Source organism: Luteibacter sp. (assembly GCF_035539195.1).
Taxonomy (GTDB): Bacteria; Pseudomonadota; Gammaproteobacteria; order Xanthomonadales; family Rhodanobacteraceae; genus Luteibacter.
Genome location: NZ_DATLIW010000040.1, coordinates 17,250 through 33,610 on the forward strand (window position 1 = coordinate 17,250; position 16,361 = coordinate 33,610).

At 65.6% G+C, this 16,361-nt stretch carries 15 protein-coding genes; 3 read left to right on the forward strand and 12 right to left on the reverse strand.

The window, feature by feature from the left end:
- Nucleotides 1-2: 2 nt before the first annotated feature.
- Together bioF and bioB are read right to left on the reverse strand one after the other, a co-directional pair.
- On the reverse strand, nt 3-1,217 hold the full coding sequence (gene bioF, locus VM621_RS17345; protein ID WP_325470218.1) for an 8-amino-7-oxononanoate synthase: 1,215 nt from the start codon (nt 1,215-1,217) through the stop codon (nt 3-5).
- Nucleotides 1,214-2,221 carry a biotin synthase BioB gene (bioB, locus tag VM621_RS17350; RefSeq protein ID WP_325470219.1) on the reverse strand — a complete coding sequence of 336 codons (1,008 nt, stop codon included), beginning with the start codon at nt 2,219-2,221 and terminating at the stop codon, nt 1,214-1,216. Before bioB ends, bioF begins: the two co-directional genes overlap by 4 nt.
- Before the next feature lie 140 nt (nt 2,222-2,361).
- On the opposite strand from bioB, the gene VM621_RS17355 reads away from it, so the two are divergent.
- A complete protein-coding gene (locus VM621_RS17355) occupies nt 2,362-2,568 on the forward strand; it encodes a hypothetical protein (protein ID WP_325470220.1) in 207 nt (68 codons plus the stop codon).
- Between the two features lie 15 nt (nt 2,569-2,583).
- Nucleotides 2,584-3,306: a ComF family protein gene (locus VM621_RS17360; RefSeq protein WP_325470221.1), complete on the forward strand. Its 723-nt coding sequence runs from the start codon at nt 2,584-2,586 to the stop codon at nt 3,304-3,306.
- Here the strand turns inward: VM621_RS17360 and VM621_RS17365 are convergent.
- The 10 genes from VM621_RS17365 to VM621_RS17410 all read right to left on the reverse strand — a co-directional run bounded on the left by VM621_RS17365 (nt 3,300) and on the right by VM621_RS17410 (nt 15,702).
- Nucleotides 3,300-4,793: a CehA/McbA family metallohydrolase gene (locus VM621_RS17365; protein ID WP_325470222.1), complete on the reverse strand. Its 1,494-nt coding sequence runs from the start codon at nt 4,791-4,793 to the stop codon at nt 3,300-3,302. The genes VM621_RS17360 and VM621_RS17365 overlap by 7 nt on opposite strands.
- Nucleotides 4,793-7,291 (reverse strand): TonB-dependent receptor, encoded by a 2,499-nt coding sequence (locus VM621_RS17370; protein WP_325470223.1) that lies wholly within the window; start codon nt 7,289-7,291, stop codon nt 4,793-4,795. The genes VM621_RS17365 and VM621_RS17370 overlap by 1 nt, the downstream gene beginning before the upstream one ends.
- A gap of 135 nt (nt 7,292-7,426) precedes the next feature.
- On the reverse strand, nt 7,427-8,434 hold the full coding sequence (gene ubiA, locus VM621_RS17375) for a 4-hydroxybenzoate octaprenyltransferase (protein WP_325470224.1): 1,008 nt from the start codon (nt 8,432-8,434) through the stop codon (nt 7,427-7,429).
- 185 nt (nt 8,435-8,619) lie between these two features.
- Complete coding sequence (locus VM621_RS17380) at nt 8,620-8,781, reverse strand: hypothetical protein (protein ID WP_325470225.1); 162 nt, start codon at nt 8,779-8,781, stop codon at nt 8,620-8,622.
- Nucleotides 8,782-8,863: 82 nt separating this feature from the next.
- Nucleotides 8,864-10,348 carry a mannitol dehydrogenase family protein gene (locus VM621_RS17385; RefSeq protein ID WP_325470226.1) on the reverse strand — a complete coding sequence of 495 codons (1,485 nt, stop codon included), beginning with the start codon at nt 10,346-10,348 and terminating at the stop codon, nt 8,864-8,866.
- 9 nt (nt 10,349-10,357) lie between these two features.
- Nucleotides 10,358-11,428: an ABC transporter ATP-binding protein gene (locus VM621_RS17390; RefSeq protein ID WP_325470227.1), complete on the reverse strand. Its 1,071-nt coding sequence runs from the start codon at nt 11,426-11,428 to the stop codon at nt 10,358-10,360.
- Between the two features lie 9 nt (nt 11,429-11,437).
- Nucleotides 11,438-12,268: a carbohydrate ABC transporter permease gene (locus VM621_RS17395; protein ID WP_325470228.1), complete on the reverse strand. Its 831-nt coding sequence runs from the start codon at nt 12,266-12,268 to the stop codon at nt 11,438-11,440.
- Nucleotides 12,269-12,279: 11 nt separating this feature from the next.
- Nucleotides 12,280-13,158, reverse strand: coding sequence for a sugar ABC transporter permease (locus VM621_RS17400; RefSeq protein ID WP_325470229.1), 879 nt, complete (start codon nt 13,156-13,158; stop codon nt 12,280-12,282).
- Nucleotides 13,155-14,522, reverse strand: coding sequence for a sugar ABC transporter substrate-binding protein (locus tag VM621_RS17405; protein WP_325470230.1), 1,368 nt, complete (start codon nt 14,520-14,522; stop codon nt 13,155-13,157). Before VM621_RS17405 ends, VM621_RS17400 begins: the two co-directional genes overlap by 4 nt.
- 253 nt (nt 14,523-14,775) lie before the next feature.
- On the reverse strand, nt 14,776-15,702 hold the full coding sequence (locus tag VM621_RS17410) for an AraC family transcriptional regulator (protein WP_325470231.1): 927 nt from the start codon (nt 15,700-15,702) through the stop codon (nt 14,776-14,778).
- 47 nt (nt 15,703-15,749) lie between these two features.
- Here VM621_RS17410 and VM621_RS17415 point away from each other — a divergent pair, with 47 nt between their 5' ends.
- A complete protein-coding gene (locus VM621_RS17415; protein ID WP_325470232.1) occupies nt 15,750-16,349 on the forward strand; it encodes a short chain dehydrogenase in 600 nt (199 codons plus the stop codon).
- The last annotated feature ends 12 nt before the right edge of the window (nt 16,350-16,361 follow it).

Genomic DNA, 16,361 nt, shown 5'->3' on the forward strand with positions numbered 1-16,361 from the left:
CATTATACGGCGGCGGTCCCGGCCGGACCCGGAAGGCGGGAGAGCATGTCCAGCAGGGCGTCGATCTGTTCCGGCGAATGCGCCGCCGAGAGCGTGATCCGCAGCCGGGCCGCGCCCTGCGGCACCGTGGGTGGTCGGATCGCGACCACGAGGAAACCGGCTGCCTCCAGGGCCCGCGAGGCGGCCAGCGCGCCCTCGGCCGAGCCGATGAGCAGCGGCTGGATGGCGGTGCGAGAAGGCATGACGGCCAAGCCCAGTTGCCGTGCGCCGGCGCGAAACCGTTCGATATGGGCCGCGAGCCGCTGGCGACGGCCTTCCACGTCGGCGCGGACCAGGCGCAGCGAGACACGCGTTGCCGCGGCGAGGGCGGCCGGCATCGCCGTCGTATAGATATAGGGCCGGGCGAACTGGACGATGGCCTCGATCAGGTCGGCATCGCCGGCGACAAAGGCGCCTGCCGTACCGAGTGCCTTGCCCAGCGTGCCCATGAGCAGGGGCACCCGTGTGGCGTCGAGTCCGGCCGCCGCTACGCTGCCGGCGCCCTCGGGGCCGATAACGCCCAGGCCATGGGCATCGTCGACATAGAAGAGCGCGCTGCGCTCCCGACAGAGCGTCGCCAGCGCGGACAGCGGCGCGACATCCCCATCCATGCTGAATACGCCGTCCGTTGCGAGCAGGGCCGCGTGCTCGGGTCGTGCGTCGAGCTGGCGCGCCGCGGCCTCGGCATCGCCATGTGGATAGCGACGAAGCTCGGCGCCGGCCAGCTGCGCGCCATCGATGAGACTGGCGTGGTTGAGACGGTCCTGCACGCAAAGGGCACCGCCGCGGCCTGGCAGGCCGCCAGCTCCGAGCAAGGCCTGCAAAGCCCCCAGGTTGGCCATGACGCCGGTGGAAAACAGCACCGCGCGCCGACGCCCGGTCCAGTCGGCCAGCTCTTCTTCCAGAGCGGCGTGTTCACCGCGATGGCCGGAGACCAGATGTGCGGCACCCGTGCCGACCCCTTCGGTGGCCGCGACGCGGTGCAGTGCTTCGACGAGGTCGGGGTGACGCGAGAGGCCGAGATAGTCGTTGCCGCAGAAGTCGACCAGCGTCCGTCCGTCGAGGACACGATGGCCGTCCGCGGTGACCTCGCAGACGCGAGCGCGGCGCAGCAGCCCCTCCCGTTCGCGTTGCGCCCGCGCAGCTTCGACGCGGGCGCGGAGGTCCGGCCGGCTCACGCCGCGTCGGCGCGTTCGACGATGTCCGCGTGGACCGTGCCCGGCTCGATCTCGACGTCCATCGGCGTGAGGCCGAGGCGTTCGAACAGCCGGCGGTCGTGTTCGACGTCCGGGTTGCCCGTGGTCAGCAGCTTCTCGCCGTAGAAGATCGAGTTGGCACCCGCGGCGAAGCACAGCGCCTGCAAAGCGTCGTCCATCGACTCGCGGCCGGCCGACAGGCGTACGACCGAGGCCGGCATGACGATGCGCGCGACGGCGATGCTGCGCACGAACTCGAACGGATCCAGTGCCTCGGTGCCGGCCAGTGGCGTGCCGGCCACCTGGACCAGACGGTTGATCGGTACGGATTCGGGGTGTTCGGGCAGGTTGGCCAGCGTGGTCAGCAGGCCGGCGCGCTGCGCGCGTGATTCGCCCATGCCGACGATGCCCCCGCAGCAGGTTTTCAGGCCGGCCTGGCGCACGTGGTCGAGGGTGTCGAGGCGATCCTGGAACTCGCGGGTATGGATGATCTCGCCGTAGAAGTCCGGCGCGGTGTCGAGATTGTGGTTGTAGAAGTCCAGGCCCGCGGCCTTGAGTGTGTCGGCCTGCGGCTGGGAAAGCATGCCGAGGGTCGCGCAGGTCTGCAGGCCGAGGCCCTTCACCGCGGCAACGATCTGGGCCACCTTGACCACGTCGCGGTCCTTCGGCGAGCGCCACGCCGCACCCATGCAGAAGCGGCTCGCGCCGGCGTCCTTGGCCGCCTGGGCCCGGGCAAGCACGGCTTCCACGCTCATCAGCTTTTCGGCTTTCACGCCGGTCGAGTAGCGCGCGGCCTGGGGACAATAAGCGCAGTCCTCGGGACAGCCACCTGTCTTGATCGACAGCAGGGTCGACACCTGGACCGCGTTGGGGTCGTGATACTGGCGGTGCACGGTCTGCGCCTGGAAGAGCAGGTCGTTGAAGGGCAAGGCGAAAAGGTGCTCGACCTCCTCGCGGGACCAGTCGTGGCGGATGGCTGCGGTCATGGTGGGCTCCCGGGGCGAAGGCGCGAAGTGTGGAAAGGCGCGCGCCCACTGTCAACCTTAACGGCGTGTCGGAAGTTTACGAAGCAAGGCCGAGAGGTGTCTTACCATGTGCCAACGGGCATCCATCAGGAGGTAATCGCATGAGCGACGGACAGGGCAGCAGCGGCAACGTGCTCGCTGCCATCTGCAGTTTCTTCATCCCTGGCCTCGGCCAGCTGGTCCAGGGCCGGGTGTTCAAGGCGCTGATCATGTTCGTGCTGGCCGCCGTGCTCTGGGTGATCTGGCTGGGCTGGATCATTCATTTGTGGTCGATCGTCGACGCGGCGCTGTACCGCCGGCGTTACTGACCGAAGCGCCGACGCATGGACGCGTCCCGCCTTGCTCGATGGTTCGCCGCGGCCGGCCGGTGGCTGCTGCCGCCGCGCTGCCTGGTCTGCGGCGACGGGGGCCACGAGGCGCGTGAACTCTGCCACGCCTGCCATGCCTCGTTGCCACGCAACCTCGCCTGTTGCGGACGCTGCGCCGTGCCGTTACCCGCGCCGCTTCCGGAATGCCACAAGTGCCAGGCGGCGCCGCGTCCGTGGGGCGATCTGTGGGTGCCTTACGAGTACGGCTGGCCGCTGGACTCGCTCGAGGCACGCTTCAAGTTCGCCGGCAGTCTTGCCGCTGGCCGCGTGCTGTCGGATGCATGGATGGACGCGGGCCCGCCACCGTCGATGCCCGACCTGCTCCTTCCCGTTCCGCTGCACCTGAGCCGCCTGCGCTCGCGCGGCTACAACCAGGCACTGGAGTTGGCCAGGCCGCTGGGCAAGCGCTATCGCATCCCTGTCGCGCACGACATGCTCTACCGCGCGCGCCGCACCGAGGCCCAGTCGGAACTCGACGCGGCGGCCCGCCTCGTCAATGTGCGCGGCGCCTTCGCCGTACGCCGCGTCCCTGCGCAGAAGCACGTCGCCATCGTCGACGATGTCATGACCACCGGCGCCACCCTCATCGAGTGCACCAAGGCCCTGCTTGCCGTCGGCGTCGAGCGGGTGGACATCTGGGCACTGGCGCGTACGCCGTCGCCCGGCGACCGTCAGTGATTGATGTAGATGGGATTGCCGAGGATCAGAAGCTTGCCCTCGGGTGAGCGAACGTCGACGCGTAACCAGTGTGGCTTGCCATCGCTCTTCCAGTCGAATGCCGACTCGCCGCTCGCGGGTACCACGTCACGTCCCGCAAGGTCGACCGGTTGTCCGTTGTCGAGAACGCGCAGTTGCTGACCGCCCAGCGCCGCCGTGTGCACGACGACGCGCATGGACTGCCCGTTGGCCACGGCAAGCGCATCGCCCATGCCGGCCACGTGCGACCCGGCGGTCGCCTGCACGTCGAGCGAGCGGTCACGCGTCCCTTCGGCGTCGACGAACACATGCCCGGCACGAATGCCATCGAGGATGCCCTCCATCGACAGCTCGCGCGCATGCACCACCGTCGTCGGCGAACCGATGCGTCCGGCAAAGGCATCCCTCGGGGCATCGCTGCCATCGTGGCTGTCACTGCCGCCGATGGCCGTGATCCGGAGGCCCGCATCGAGTTGGGCTTCCCAGAACGGAATGCCGCTGTCGGCACGTTCCACATCGCCACCGTTGATCGCCTCGATCGCCTGGAAACCATGCATGTCCACGGTGTCGTGCGGCGTGAACCCGCAACCCATGCAGGTCTCGTCGTTAGGCCGACGGGGATGATTGACCGAGATCACGCCATGCGCCCTGGCGACCTCGGCGAGCAAGGCATTCCAGTTCGGCACGCTGGCGCTGCCGACACGGAAGTCGAGTGGTCGCGACACGCCGAACAGGTTCGCGTGACCTTCGAAGGTGGTGATTTCCCGCGCGGGAATCATCAGCATCGTGTCGAAGTAGGGCTGAAGCTCGCGCATCTCCGATACCTGCGACATGGTGTTGTGTTCGGAGATGGCGATGAAGTCGAGCCCTCGCTTCGCCGCGGAAGCCACGGTGAGGAACAGCGGGCAAGGCACCTTCTTCGTGCCTGTCGCATTGGGGCACCCGCCATCGCTATGCGCCGTGTGCATATGCAGGTCGCCACGATACCAGCGGGCGTCCGGGCTGAGCGCGGCGGATAGTCCGTGCTCGGGGCCAAAGCCTTCATCGTCCCGCGATAGCCACACCTGCGCGGTATAGGTGGCCGTCGAAGCGGGGCGGATATTGGGAATGCCCAGCAACAGGCGCCACTTGCCGGGCTCGATCGACCCCGGCAGGAACGACGCCGTGGCATCCGTCGCGGAAACCGTGAAGCGACGCTTGCTTCCGCCACTCCAGCCCCGGAAGCCATCCTGCCCCGCGAAGCCGGTCGGCCCCAGCAAGCCCAGATCGATCGTCGTCTTCTCGTCGCGGCCGGTGTAAGCGACGTCGATGGTGATCCGCGTCGTGCCCTTGGGCACATCGAACGGCACTTCGCGATAGGTGTGCTGGTCCTTGCCCGACAGCGCGCCGCGCAGGGTGAGGTCGGGCGCCCGTTCGGCTGCAGCGACGGCGGCGAAACAGACCAGGAGCATGCCGATGAGAGCGCGCATCAGAAACGGTACATCACGGCGGCGCGGAACGAACGGCCGAGCAACGGACGCGCGATGAACGTGTTCGCCCCCGCGTCGGAACTCGCGAGTTCGCCGGCCCGTGGATTGCCTTCGGTCAGCCCCAGCGAGTTGAAGAGGTTGTCGGCATACAGATAGAACGACAGCTCCGGCGTGGCGTCGTAGCGAGCACTGGCACCGACCACGTGGTACGAGGGCAAGACGACCGAGTTGGCGGTATCGACGTAGCGCTTGCCTTCGTGCTCGTACGACATCTGCAGGCGCAGCCGGCCGTCCAGCAGGTTCACGCCGGGCACGACGCGATAGCTCACCTTCGGCACGCGGATCAGCTGGTTGTCGTCGTAGTCGCGAAGCACCGGGCCGTTGTTGACGTTATCGGTATAGGACAGCCCCTTGTACTTCGGATCCTGCAGCGTCGCGTTGAACTGCACGTCGAAGTACTTGGTCGGGTATAGCGTGCCTTCGAGCTCGAGGCCGTAGGTCTTGGTGCTGGCGAAGCCGGTCTGTGGCGTGGACGTATTGCCGTTACGATCGAAGACATTGTTGGTGAAGCCGACGTTGTCGTACTTCGTGTAGAACGCCGTGGCGTACAGGTCCATGAACCGGTCGCTGTACTTCCAGCCGGTCTCGGCCAGGTCCATCGTCTGCAGCAGCGGCGTGGCCGCCGGGCTGGTGATGTAGGTGCTCAGGTTGGGCAGGCGGAAAGCGGACGTCCAGCGTGCGAACAGGCCCTGTCGTGGCGAAAACTGCCAGTTGGCGCCGAGCGTCCAGCCGGTCTTGGAGAAGGTCTGGTCGTAGTGGGCGAACTGGCCGTTGCCGGTGAGCACGGTGGCCGCCGCCGGCGAGCCACCCAGGTCGACGGTCTGCTTTCCTTCGGTGTAGCCCTGCACATTGACCCGCTCGTAGCGCAGGCCACCGTCGATGCGAAGTTCCGGCGTGATGGTCCACTCGTCCGAGACATAGGCCGCGTTGGTGTCGGACTTGCCGCTGGCATGTTCCCATTCGTAGCCGTAGCGGTAGACGCCATGGTCGGTCAGCGAGCCGACGACGTTGCCGTTCGGATCCACGCCGACCAGATCGATCAGGCGCGCATTGTCGCGCACGTCGGTCAGGACGGTGGAGGAATAGCGATCGAAGTCCTGCTGGAAGTTCGCGTGGTAGTAGCCGAAGGTGACGTCGTGCGTCTGTTCGCCAAACTCGAACTGACGAAGCACGCGCGTGTCGTTGATGAACTCGTTCACCGGCATGGTCACGCCGCGCAGCCCGTCGGTGAGTACCAGGCCATTGCCGTTCTGGTTCGCGGTGTCGTACACCTGCGCCGGGTTGTCCACGTAACGGAACTGCAGCGCGGTGGCGCCGGGGATGGCGGAAAGTCGCTTGCTGTCCTGCGCGAGAAACGACGCCGCGCTCTGCAGGGCATTGGGGAACACGCCGTTACGCTGCGTGTCCGTCGTGTTGTAACGCATGGACTCGGCCAGCTTCCAGTCGTCGCCAAGGTCGTGGTTGAACTTGAAGGACACCTGGGTACGCTTGACGTGCGTGCCTTCACGGTTGTCGAAGTTGTAGAGGCTGCCGTCGCCCTCGCGCATCTGCAGATGCTCGGTCTCCGGGCCGGCCAGCGTGCCGTCGTTGCCGTTGAAACCCGGCACGGCACGGATGTCGCCGCTGGCGTTGGTCCGCATCGGAATGCCCAGGTACAGCGCGACCTTGTCGTCCAGGTGCTTCACATCGAAGCTGATGTCGCCGTTCTCGAGTTTCTTCGACAGCGTGGCTCGCAGCTGACCACCGTCGTTGGCCCTGTAGCCGGGATTGCGCTGGCCGTCGTCCACGCGCCAGAAGCCGCCGACACCGAGTTTCCAGCCGCCACCGACGGGCGTGCCGTACCAGAAGTCCAGTCGGTTCAACGCGTAGTTGCCCACGGTGTACTTGATCAGGCCTTCGGGCGTATCGCCGGCCTGGCGGGGAATGAAGTTGATCGCGCCGGCGGGCGCGTTCGAATAGAAGATCGACGACGGACCCCCACGGACGACTTCGACGCGCTCGATGGTTTCGTCGAGGCGGAACGCCTGGTCGGCATTGAGGTAACCCAGGGCCGGATCGTGCTGCACGGGGATACCATCTTCGAGCAGGGTGACCGAGCCGTAGCCGTCGACCGGGATGCCGCGTGCACGGATGTTGCCCGAGGCTTCACCGCCGGAGGACTCCACCCAGAAGCCCGGGACGGATTTCACCGCCTCGGTGACGCTGGTCGGGGCCTGCATGCGCAGGCGGTCTTCGTCGATCGTGGTGATGGAGTAGCTGGTTTCCGCCTTGGTGCGGGTCTCGACGCCGGAGCGGGCGGTGACCACGACGTTATCCAGGTCGGTGGTCTTCTTCTGCGGCGGGGTGTCGTCGGCCCGGGCCGCCGTCGCGGAGGCGACGAGCAAAGCGGTGGCTATCGCCGTGCGCAGGGCACGGCAGAGTGGCTTGGTATGCAACATGGGGCAAAGCTCCGGGGAGGGGCAACACAACCCGTAGGAACTTATGCGTCAGCCATGACGGATCGACTCAACCCGCATGACCGTGCGGTTTCAATCGTGATAAATCGCCACGGAAATCCTGTGGCGTGATGACGGTCACAGAGCCAGTGCGATGACGATGCCCAGCCACAGGGCCAGGCCGACCCAGTTGTTGTGACGGAAGGCCTGCAGGCAGGCATCGCGCGCACGGTCGCGCATCAGCCATTGCTGGTAGGCGAACAGCACCGCCGTGGCGGCGAGGCCGAGCCAGTACGGCCAGCCCAGGGCGGAGCGCGTGCCGACCAGCAGCATCGTGAGCAGGAATGTGCCCATCAGGATGCCGATGATGACCAGATCCGCATCGGCGAACAGGATGGCGGTGGATTTCGCGCCGGCCTTGATGTCTTCCTCGCGGTCGACCATGGCGTACTCGGTGTCGTAAATCACCGACCACAGGATGTTGCCGATGAAGAGCAGCCACGCCACCGGCGGCACGCTGTCGGTCACCGCGGCGAAGGCCATCGGAATGGACCAGCCGAACGCGGCGCCGAGCACCACCTGGGGCAGGTTGGTGTAGCGCTTGCAGAAGGGATAGATCGCCGCCAGCGCCGCGCCGCCGAACGAGAGCAGGATGGTCAGCCGATTGGTCAGCAGCACCAGCAGGAACGAGAAGACCAGCAATCCGGCGAACACGTACAAGGCCTCGCGCGGCGTGACGCGCCCACTGGCGATCGGCCGCCCCGCCGTGCGGGCCACCTGCGGGTCCAGCTTGCGGTCGGCGTAATCGTTGATCGCGCAACCGGCCGAGCGCATGGCGAAGACGCCGAGGGTGAAGATGATCAGGCTGCCGATCGGCGGGAAGTCCTTCGCCGCCAGCCACAGCGCCCACCAGGTCGGCCACAGCAGGAGCAGGGCACCGATCGGACGGTCCATGCGGGTGAGCACGAGATAGCCGTGGATCTTCTCTCGCCGCCCGGGAGGCAGCCCCTTGAGAAGGAAGGCGAGGAAGCGCTCGGCCGTCGTCGACGCATCGGCGGGTCGGGCGACCGGTTTCGGCGGGGCGACCTTGCGTGCGGACGGGGCCGCCGTGCGCCGCGGTTGGGGCTTCTTGGGAGCAGGAGTCATAAGCGAAGTCTAGCCGGTGCGGCAGTCACCTCGCAGGTCGCCAGCAAGTTCTTGCCTTCTGGCGAGCACCGGCTTGTACTCACATTCCGCCCGCGGCGGATGGTCGAGTACGCGTGGGAACACCGCGACGACGCTTAAGCGTTACCTTGCGAAGAAGGGCGCCTTTCGGCGCCCTGGAAAGACCATCAACGCTTGAGCGGCTCGATCGGATCGTCTTCATCCTCGGGCGGCTCGGGGTCCGCGTCGTGCTCGGGCTTGTAGCTGCCGGGCTTGCGGATCTCGCTATCGGGGCGGTTCTTGCCCGGCTCGGCGAAGGGCGGTTGCGGGTTGCTCGGGTTGTAAGGCATCGGCGCGGACTCCACTCGAGGACGGGAAGGCATCCAACGTAGGTTCGCGGGAGTGAAGTGCCCGAGACGATACCGTTACCCTTTAGTCGACGAGAGCGTCGAGGTTCTCCAGCGTCGCGCGTACACCCTTCTCTTGCAGGGACGTTACGTAACGGTCGTACTGCTTGCGGAACCGTTTGTCTTTCGCGGGAAGGGGGCCGACCAGTTCCACGCTTTCGATCAACGTGTCTTTCGATCCGCTGTCGATCATCGGCTGCACCCGTCGCATCGCATTCGGTTCGCGCAGTGGGTAGGACTCGCCGTTATCGTCCCTGCCTACGCGGACGTAGCGATCGAAGGCGGCGAGCAGGAAGGCGAGGCGGCGGGCGTCCCTGCCGTGCTCCAGGCAGGCCGTGATCGTCGGGCCGAGAAAGCCTGGGATCTTCGAGCCGCCGTCCAGGCAGAGGCGATCGAGCTGGTCGGCGATGGACGCATTGCTGAATCGGTCGAGCAGCTTCTTCTTGTACGGCTCGAGGTCCATGCCCGGTAGCGACGTCAGCCAGATGCCAGCGTCCTCGTCGAGGAAGTCGGTGAGGTAACGGTTGAACAGCGGGTCCCTCACCGCGACGTCGACCTGCCGATGTCCGGACAGGAAGGCCGGGTAGGACAACATCTGGTGCGAGCCGTTGAGCAGGCGGATCTTGGCATCCTCGTAGGGCGATACATCGTCGACGATCTGCACGCCGTGACGCTCCCAGGCCGGCCGGCCCCGGCGGAACCTGTCTTCGAGCACCCATTGGATGAAGTCTTCGCAGACGACCGGCGCCTTGTCGTCGAGGCCGGTCGCGGCATTGAGCTGATCTCGCACTTCCGGCGTGGTCGCGGGGGTGATGCGATCGACCATGCCGTTGGGGAAGTCCACTTCCTTGTCGATCCAGTCCGCGAGATCCTTCGAACGCGCGTTGGCGAACGCGAGCACCGCCTTCTTCGCCTGCGCGCCATTGTGGCGGAGATTGTCGCAGGACATCACGGTGAACGGCGCAACGCCGGCCTGGCGACGCGCCTCGAGCGCGCCGACGATGAAGCCGAACACGCCCCTGGGCGCGCCGGGATGCATCAGGTCGTGGGCGACCGTTTCGTCGTCGAGGCGGAACGCGCCGTGTTCGTCGATGAGGTAGCCGCCTTCGGTGATCGTCAGCGAGACGATGCGGATGGCGGGATCCGCAAGCCGCTCGAGGACGGCACCAGGATCGCTCGGCGCAAACCGATACTCGACCATAGCGCCGACGACATGCGTATGTCGCACGCCGCGCGGGTCGAACTCGCTGACCGAGTACAGGCCGTCTTGCGCGCTCAAGGCGTCGGCCAGCGGCCGATCATGGTCCAGAAGATTGATGCCGAGGATGCCCCACGCATGCATGTCGGCATCGGCCAGGACGTGATCGGTGTAGATGGCCAGGTGCGCACGGTGGAAGGCGCCGACACCGATGTGTGCGATGCCGGCTGTGACCTTCGAGCGATCGAAGGGTGGCGCATCGACGCCCTGGGGAAGGCGGCCGAGCGTGGTGCTGTCGAGGGGGACGGGCATGAGGCGGTCTCAAGGATGATGGATGGCGGCGCCGGACGCGTCGAAGACGTGGGCGTGCGTCAGATCGAGGCGAATGCAGATGTCACGGCCGGCCCGACGCTCGAAGTCGCCTTCGGCGCGCACGGTGATCGACCCGACCTGCGGTACGTCCACGTAGGCGTAGGTCTCGCTGCCCAGGCGCTCGACCACCGAGAGCTTGCCGCTCACCGTTTCGCCGGTGCCATCGCCATCGCAGACGCGAAGATGCTCGGGCCGGATGCCGATGGTGACCTTGCCGCTCAATGGCCCGGCACCGGGAACGCTCACGCTGTTGCCATTGCCAAGGCGCACGCTGCCGCCCTCGACCGTGGCATCGAAGAAGTTCATCTGCGGCATGCCGAGGAAGCCGGCCACGAACGTGTTCACCGGACGGTGGTAAAGCGCCATCGGCTTACCGATCTGCTCGATACGACCCTCGTTGAAGATGGCGATGCGATCGGCCAGGGTCATCGCCTCGACCTGGTCGTGTGTGACGTAGATCATCGTCGCGTTGAGTTCCTGGTGCAGGCGGGCGATCTCCAGCCGCGTCGCCGCGCGCAGCGCGGCATCGAGGTTGGACAAGGGCTCGTCGAACAGGAACACACGCGGCTCACGGGTGATCGCACGACCGATCGCGACGCGCTGGCGCTGGCCGCCGGAAAGCGCCGAGGGCTTGCGGTCAAGATACGGCTCCAGCGCGAGGATCCTGGTCGCCCGGCCGACCTTCTCGTCGATGGCACGCGGGTCCATCTTCGACAGTCGTAGCGCGAACGACATGTTCTCGCGCACGGTCATGTGCGGATACAGCGCGTAGCTCTGGAACACCATGGCCAGGTCGCGTTTGTCGACCGCGCGATCGGTGATGTCGTCCTTGTCGAGAAGAATCTGCCCATCGTCGGCATCTTCGAGGCCGGCGATCAGGCGCAGCGTGGTCGACTTGCCGCAACCGGACGGCCCCAGGAAGACGCAGAACTCGCGGTCCTCGACGACCAGGTCGATGCCCTTGATGACCTCGACACCCTCGAACGACTTGCGCAGCGAACGGATTTCCAGACGAGACATGAGTGACTCCTATTTGACTGCGCCGAAGGTGAGGCCGCGGACGAGCTGGCGCTGCGACAGCCAGCCGAGCACCAGGATCGGTGCACAGGCCAGGGTCGATACGGCGGACAACTTCGCCCAGAACAGCCCCTCGGGACTGGAGAACGAGGCGACCAGCGCGGTCAGGGGCGCAGCGCTGGCGGTGGTGAGGTTGAGCGACCAGAAGGCCTCGTTCCACGACAGGATCAGGCAGAGCAAGGCGGTCGAGGCAAGGCCGCCACGGCTGACCGGAATCAGTACGCGGAACATCGTCTGGGCGGTGTCGGCACCGTCCATGCGTGCCGCTTCGAGGATGTCGTAGGGGATGTCGCGGAAGTAGGTGTAGATCATCCAGACCATGATCGGCAGGTTGATCAGCGCGAAGATGATGATCAGCGCCGTCTTCGAATCGAGCATGTCCAGGTTGCGGCAGATAAGGTAGATCGGCACCAGCACGCCGACGCTTGGCAGCATCTTGGTCGAAAGCATCCACAGCAGGATGTTCTTCGTCTTCAATGTGGGGTGGTAGGCGAAGGCATAAGCCGCCGGGACGGCGACGATCATGCCGAGGATGGTCGCGCCACCCGCGGTGACGATGGAGTTCCACGCGTAGTGCAGGTAGTTGGCGCGCGCGAGGATCTGCTCGTAGTTCTCCAGCGTTGGCGCGAAGAAGAAATGCGGCGGCATACTGAAGGCATCGAGCTCCGACTTGAAGCTGGTCAGCAGCATCCAGAGAATCGGGAAGAAGACGATGAGCGCGACGATCCATGAGGCGACGATGCGGATCGTGCGGGCGGTCTGATTGTGCTTGCGCTTGGCCATGTCGATTCTCCTCACGTTTTCTCGGTCAGCGACTTGCCGATCAGGCGGATGAGGAACACCGCCATGATGTTGGCAAGCACCACGGCCACAAGGCCACCGGCCGAAGCCGCGCCCACGTCGAACTCGAGCAGCGCCTGGGTGTAGACCAGATACGGCACGTTCGTCGTCGCGTCGCCCGGGCCACCGTTCGTCGTGACGAAGATCTCGGCGAAGATGTTGAGCAGGAAGATCGCCTCGACCATCACCACCACCGCGATGGGCCGTGCGAGATGCGGCAGGGTCAGGTAGCGGAAGATCGCGAAGCCGCGTGCGCCATCCATGCGTGCCGCTTCCATCTGTTCACGGTCCAGCGACTGCAGCGCGGTGACGAAGATGAGGATGGCGAAGGGCAACCACTCCCACGACACCACGGTGATGATGGAAAACAGCGGCCAGTCGGCGAACCAGTTCACCGGTGTCGCGCCGAACAGCTTCCATACCCAGGCGAGAAAGCCCGAGACGGGATTCATCAGCAGGTTCTTCCATACCAGCGCGGCGACGGTCGGCATAATGAAGAACGGCGAAATGAGTAGCATCCGCACGATGCCCTGGCCGGGGAAGGTCTCGTCCACCAGCACGCTGATCAGCACGCCGCCCACCACCGTGACCACGAGCACACTGCCGACGAGGACGATGGTGTTGAGGACCGAGGTCCAGAAGCTGGGGTAGGTGAAGAAATAGGCGAAGTTCTCCAGCCCGACGAAGGCCGACTTACCGGGATACAGCAGGTTGTAGTACTGCGTGGAGAAGTACAGCGTCATCGCCAGCGGGACGATCATCCATACCAGCAGCATGACGATCGCGGGCTGGGCGAGCAGCCGCTCCGGGCGTTTACGGATACGCGCGCTCATTTCGGCGGCTCCTTGGCGATGACCGGTTTCTGGTCGTAATAGCCCGCACGTTTCATCGTGCGGCTGACGGCGGCGTTGGCGGTATGCAGCAAGGCGTCCACGTTGCCGCGTCCCGCCAGCGCGCCGGCGATCTCGCGGCCGACCAGGGTGGCGACTGCCTGGAATTCGGGGATCGAGACGATCTGGATACCCTTGTACGGCACCGGTTTCAGCGTCGGATGCGCGGGATCGACCGCCTTGAGCGAGTCGTAGGTCACCTTGGCGAAGGGGGCCGCGCTCATGTAGGCGGGATTGGCATAGGTCGACTCCCGTGTGCCCGGTGGCGTGGCCTGCGCGCCGTATTTGTCGGCGACCATCTTCAGGTAGGGCTTGGAGGTGGCCCAGAGGATGAACGCGCGCGCCGCATCCGGTTGCCTGGTGCTGTCCGGGATGGCCAGCGACCAGACCCATAGCCACGACGAGCCGCGGTCGGTCACTTCATGCGGCGAGCGGGCGAAGCCCACGTTGCCGACGACCTTGCTTTCCTTCGGATCGGTAACCGTGCCGCCGCCGACGCTCGCATCCACCCACATGGCGCACTTGCCCGAGGCGAACAGGGCGAGGTTCTCGTTGAAGCCGTTGTCGGAGGGGCCAGGCGGACCGTTGTTCTTCAACAGGTCCACGTAGAAGCTCACCGCCTTGTGCCACTCCGGCGTATCGATCTGCGGATGCCACTGCTCGTCGAACCAACGCCCGCCGTAGCTGTTGACGACCGTGCCGAGCAGGGCCATGTTCTCGCCCCAGCCGGCCTTGCCGCGAAGGCAGATGCCGTAGACACCGTGATCGGGATCGTGGAGCTTCTGCGCGAAGCCGCGGATCTGGTCCCAGGTCGGTTCGGCGGGCATGGTCAGGTTCGCCCTGGCGAACAGGTCCGTGCGGAAGTAGGTGATGCTCGCTTCGGCATAGAACGGAACGGCATAGAGGTGGTTATCCACGGTCAGCTGTTCGCGCACGTTCTTGAAGATGTCGTCGGTGTCGTAGTCGGCTGGCAGGTTGTCCAGTGGCTTGAGCCACTTCTGGGCGCCCCATAGGGGCGCCTCGTAAGCGCCGATGGTGACGACATCGAACTGGCCGCCGTGCGTGGCGATGTCCGTGGTCAGGCGCTGCCGCAAGGTGTTCTCTTCAAGCACTACCCAGTTCAGATGCACGCCTGGATGGCTCTTCTCGTACTCGGACGACAGTGCCTGCATGCGCACCATGTCCGCGTTGTTCACCGTGCCGATGGTGAGCGTGGTATCGGCGTATGCCGCGCCGGCCGTTCCCAACAACGTCGCGAACAGCACGGAGGCGATACCTCTTCCAAGGCCGTTCCGGTCATCGCTCATCATGCCTCCCTTTACGGCGAACCGAATGGATGAACGTTTATAGATTCAAGGGCACCGCGACCACCAATACGGGTCTGGTCGTTTCCAGTGAAGATGCGTACTTTTTTGCAGAATGAGCCGCGCTTCGGCCCAAGAAACGCCGGCCATGCGGCCGTTAATGCTGCTGTGCAGCACATGTTGCGCCAGGCAACAAAGTACGTATAAACGCCGGACTAAGCGTGTGCGCTCGTGCGCCGCGTGACGCGGCGCGACATCACAGGTCGGCGGCGGGTTGCCGGTGCCGCATCCGATATTCGCGCGGCGTCATCCCGGTAAGGGCAAGAAAGCGGCGATTGAAGTTCGACAGATTGCTGAAGCCCACCTCGTAGCAGATGTCCGTGATGGACCCTGGCGAACCGACGAGCTTCTCGCACGCGCGTTGCACGCGTGTCTGGTTCACGTAGTCGATGAAGCGGTAACCGGTGTGCTGGTGGAAGAAACGCGAGAACGCGGTTTCGGACATGCCAAGACGATCGGACACGGTCTTCAGTGACACATCGCCAGCGTGATGTCGGTCGATGAAGGTCACCGCGCGATGCAGTTTCATCGACTGGCTGGGATCGGCCGAGGCCTGGAAAGGGCGACTGCTGAGCGGCCGGCGCGTCGAGTCTTCCGCCAGCGCTTCGATCATCTCGAAGAAGCTCGCCACGCGACGCAGGCCCGGATTCTCGGCAACACGGCGGAAGTACGGTTCCAACTGCCGGCCGAGGTCCGGTGCGAACTCGATGCCGTAGCGTGCTTCTTCCAGCAACAGCGACTTCACGTGCCGTGCAAGCGGGAAGAACTCGATGCAGCGGCGGACGAAGGCTTCGGAAAACAGGATCACGCGATCGCGCAGGGCTGCCGGCTCCCAGCGGGAGTCGGTCACCCAGTTGTGCGGCACGTTGGGTCCGGTCAGCATGAGCGTATAGGGCGCGAAACGTCCTTCGTAGTCGCCCACATAGGCCGTGCCCTCGGTCGCGACGATCAGATGCAGCTCGTACGCGGGGTGGTAATGCCAGCGGATCAGCCGACTGCGCGAACCGTGGTCGAGGTAGTGGATCGAGGGTTCGTCCGAGAGGCCCAGGACATCCTGCTCGCGACCGAGCGCCGAGGTATCGGCCATGGGCGGCGGCAGCGACAGGGCGGCGCGACGGTTCATACGGCCGAGCGTACTCTTTCCTGTTATCAATCACCAAGGAGGCGAACATGAAGGTTCTGATCGTGGGTGCCAACGGCACCCTGGGCAAGGCGGTCGCGGCGGAACTGGGCGCGCGGCACGAGATCGTCGGGGCGAGCCGCACAGGCGCCGACGTCCGCGTGGATCTGCGCGACGCGGCGAGCGTCGAGGCCATGTTTCGCCAGGTAGGGCCGGTGGACGCGGTCATCTCCGCCGCTGGCAAGGTGCCCTTCGCCCCCCTGGGCGAGTTGACCGAAGCGAACTACCTCGAGGGGTTGCAGGACAAACTGCTCGGCCAGATACGCCTGGTCAACGCCGGTACGCCGCACCTTCGTGACGGCGGCTCTTTCACCCTGATCACCGGCATCCTCACCGAGCAGCCGATCCTGTCCGGGGCGGTGGCCAGCACGGTCAACGGCGCTGTCGAGGCCTTCGTGCGTGCGGCGGCGATCGAATTGCCGCGTGGCATCCGCATCAACGTCGTCAGCCCGACGGTGCTGACCGAGGCAATGCACGCGTATGCGCCGTACTTCCGCGGTTTCGAGCCGGTGAGCGCGACGCGCGCCGCCCTGGCCTTCTCGCGTTCGGTCGAAGGTCGGCAGACCGGCCAGGTCTACAAAGTCTGGTAGATCGTGCGAGGG

Bases quoted from the DNA above. Each gene is read 5' to 3' on its own strand.
- VM621_RS17380 (WP_325470225.1), bottom strand. From the start codon at position 8,781: ATGCCTTACAACCCGAGCAACCCGCAACCGCCCTTCGCCGAGCCGGGC.
- VM621_RS17415 (WP_325470232.1), top strand. From the start codon at position 15,750: ATGAAGGTTCTGATCGTGGGTGCCAACGGCACCCTGGGCAAGGCGGTC.
- VM621_RS17385 (WP_325470226.1), bottom strand. From the start codon at position 10,348: ATGCCCGTCCCCCTCGACAGCACCACGCTCGGCCGCCTTCCCCAGGGC.
- VM621_RS17390 (WP_325470227.1), bottom strand. From the start codon at position 11,428: ATGTCTCGTCTGGAAATCCGTTCGCTGCGCAAGTCGTTCGAGGGTGTC.
- VM621_RS17360 (WP_325470221.1), top strand. From the start codon at position 2,584: ATGGACGCGTCCCGCCTTGCTCGATGGTTCGCCGCGGCCGGCCGGTGG.
- VM621_RS17370 (WP_325470223.1), bottom strand. From the start codon at position 7,291: ATGTTGCATACCAAGCCACTCTGCCGTGCCCTGCGCACGGCGATAGCC.
- VM621_RS17400 (WP_325470229.1), bottom strand. From the start codon at position 13,158: ATGAGCGCGCGTATCCGTAAACGCCCGGAGCGGCTGCTCGCCCAGCCC.
- ubiA (WP_325470224.1), bottom strand. From the start codon at position 8,434: ATGACTCCTGCTCCCAAGAAGCCCCAACCGCGGCGCACGGCGGCCCCG.
- VM621_RS17405 (WP_325470230.1), bottom strand. From the start codon at position 14,522: ATGAGCGATGACCGGAACGGCCTTGGAAGAGGTATCGCCTCCGTGCTG.
- bioB (WP_325470219.1), bottom strand. From the start codon at position 2,221: ATGACCGCAGCCATCCGCCACGACTGGTCCCGCGAGGAGGTCGAGCAC.
- VM621_RS17355 (WP_325470220.1), top strand. From the start codon at position 2,362: ATGAGCGACGGACAGGGCAGCAGCGGCAACGTGCTCGCTGCCATCTGC.
- VM621_RS17365 (WP_325470222.1), bottom strand. From the start codon at position 4,793: ATGCGCGCTCTCATCGGCATGCTCCTGGTCTGTTTCGCCGCCGTCGCT.
- VM621_RS17410 (WP_325470231.1), bottom strand. From the start codon at position 15,702: ATGAACCGTCGCGCCGCCCTGTCGCTGCCGCCGCCCATGGCCGATACC.
- VM621_RS17395 (WP_325470228.1), bottom strand. From the start codon at position 12,268: ATGGCCAAGCGCAAGCACAATCAGACCGCCCGCACGATCCGCATCGTC.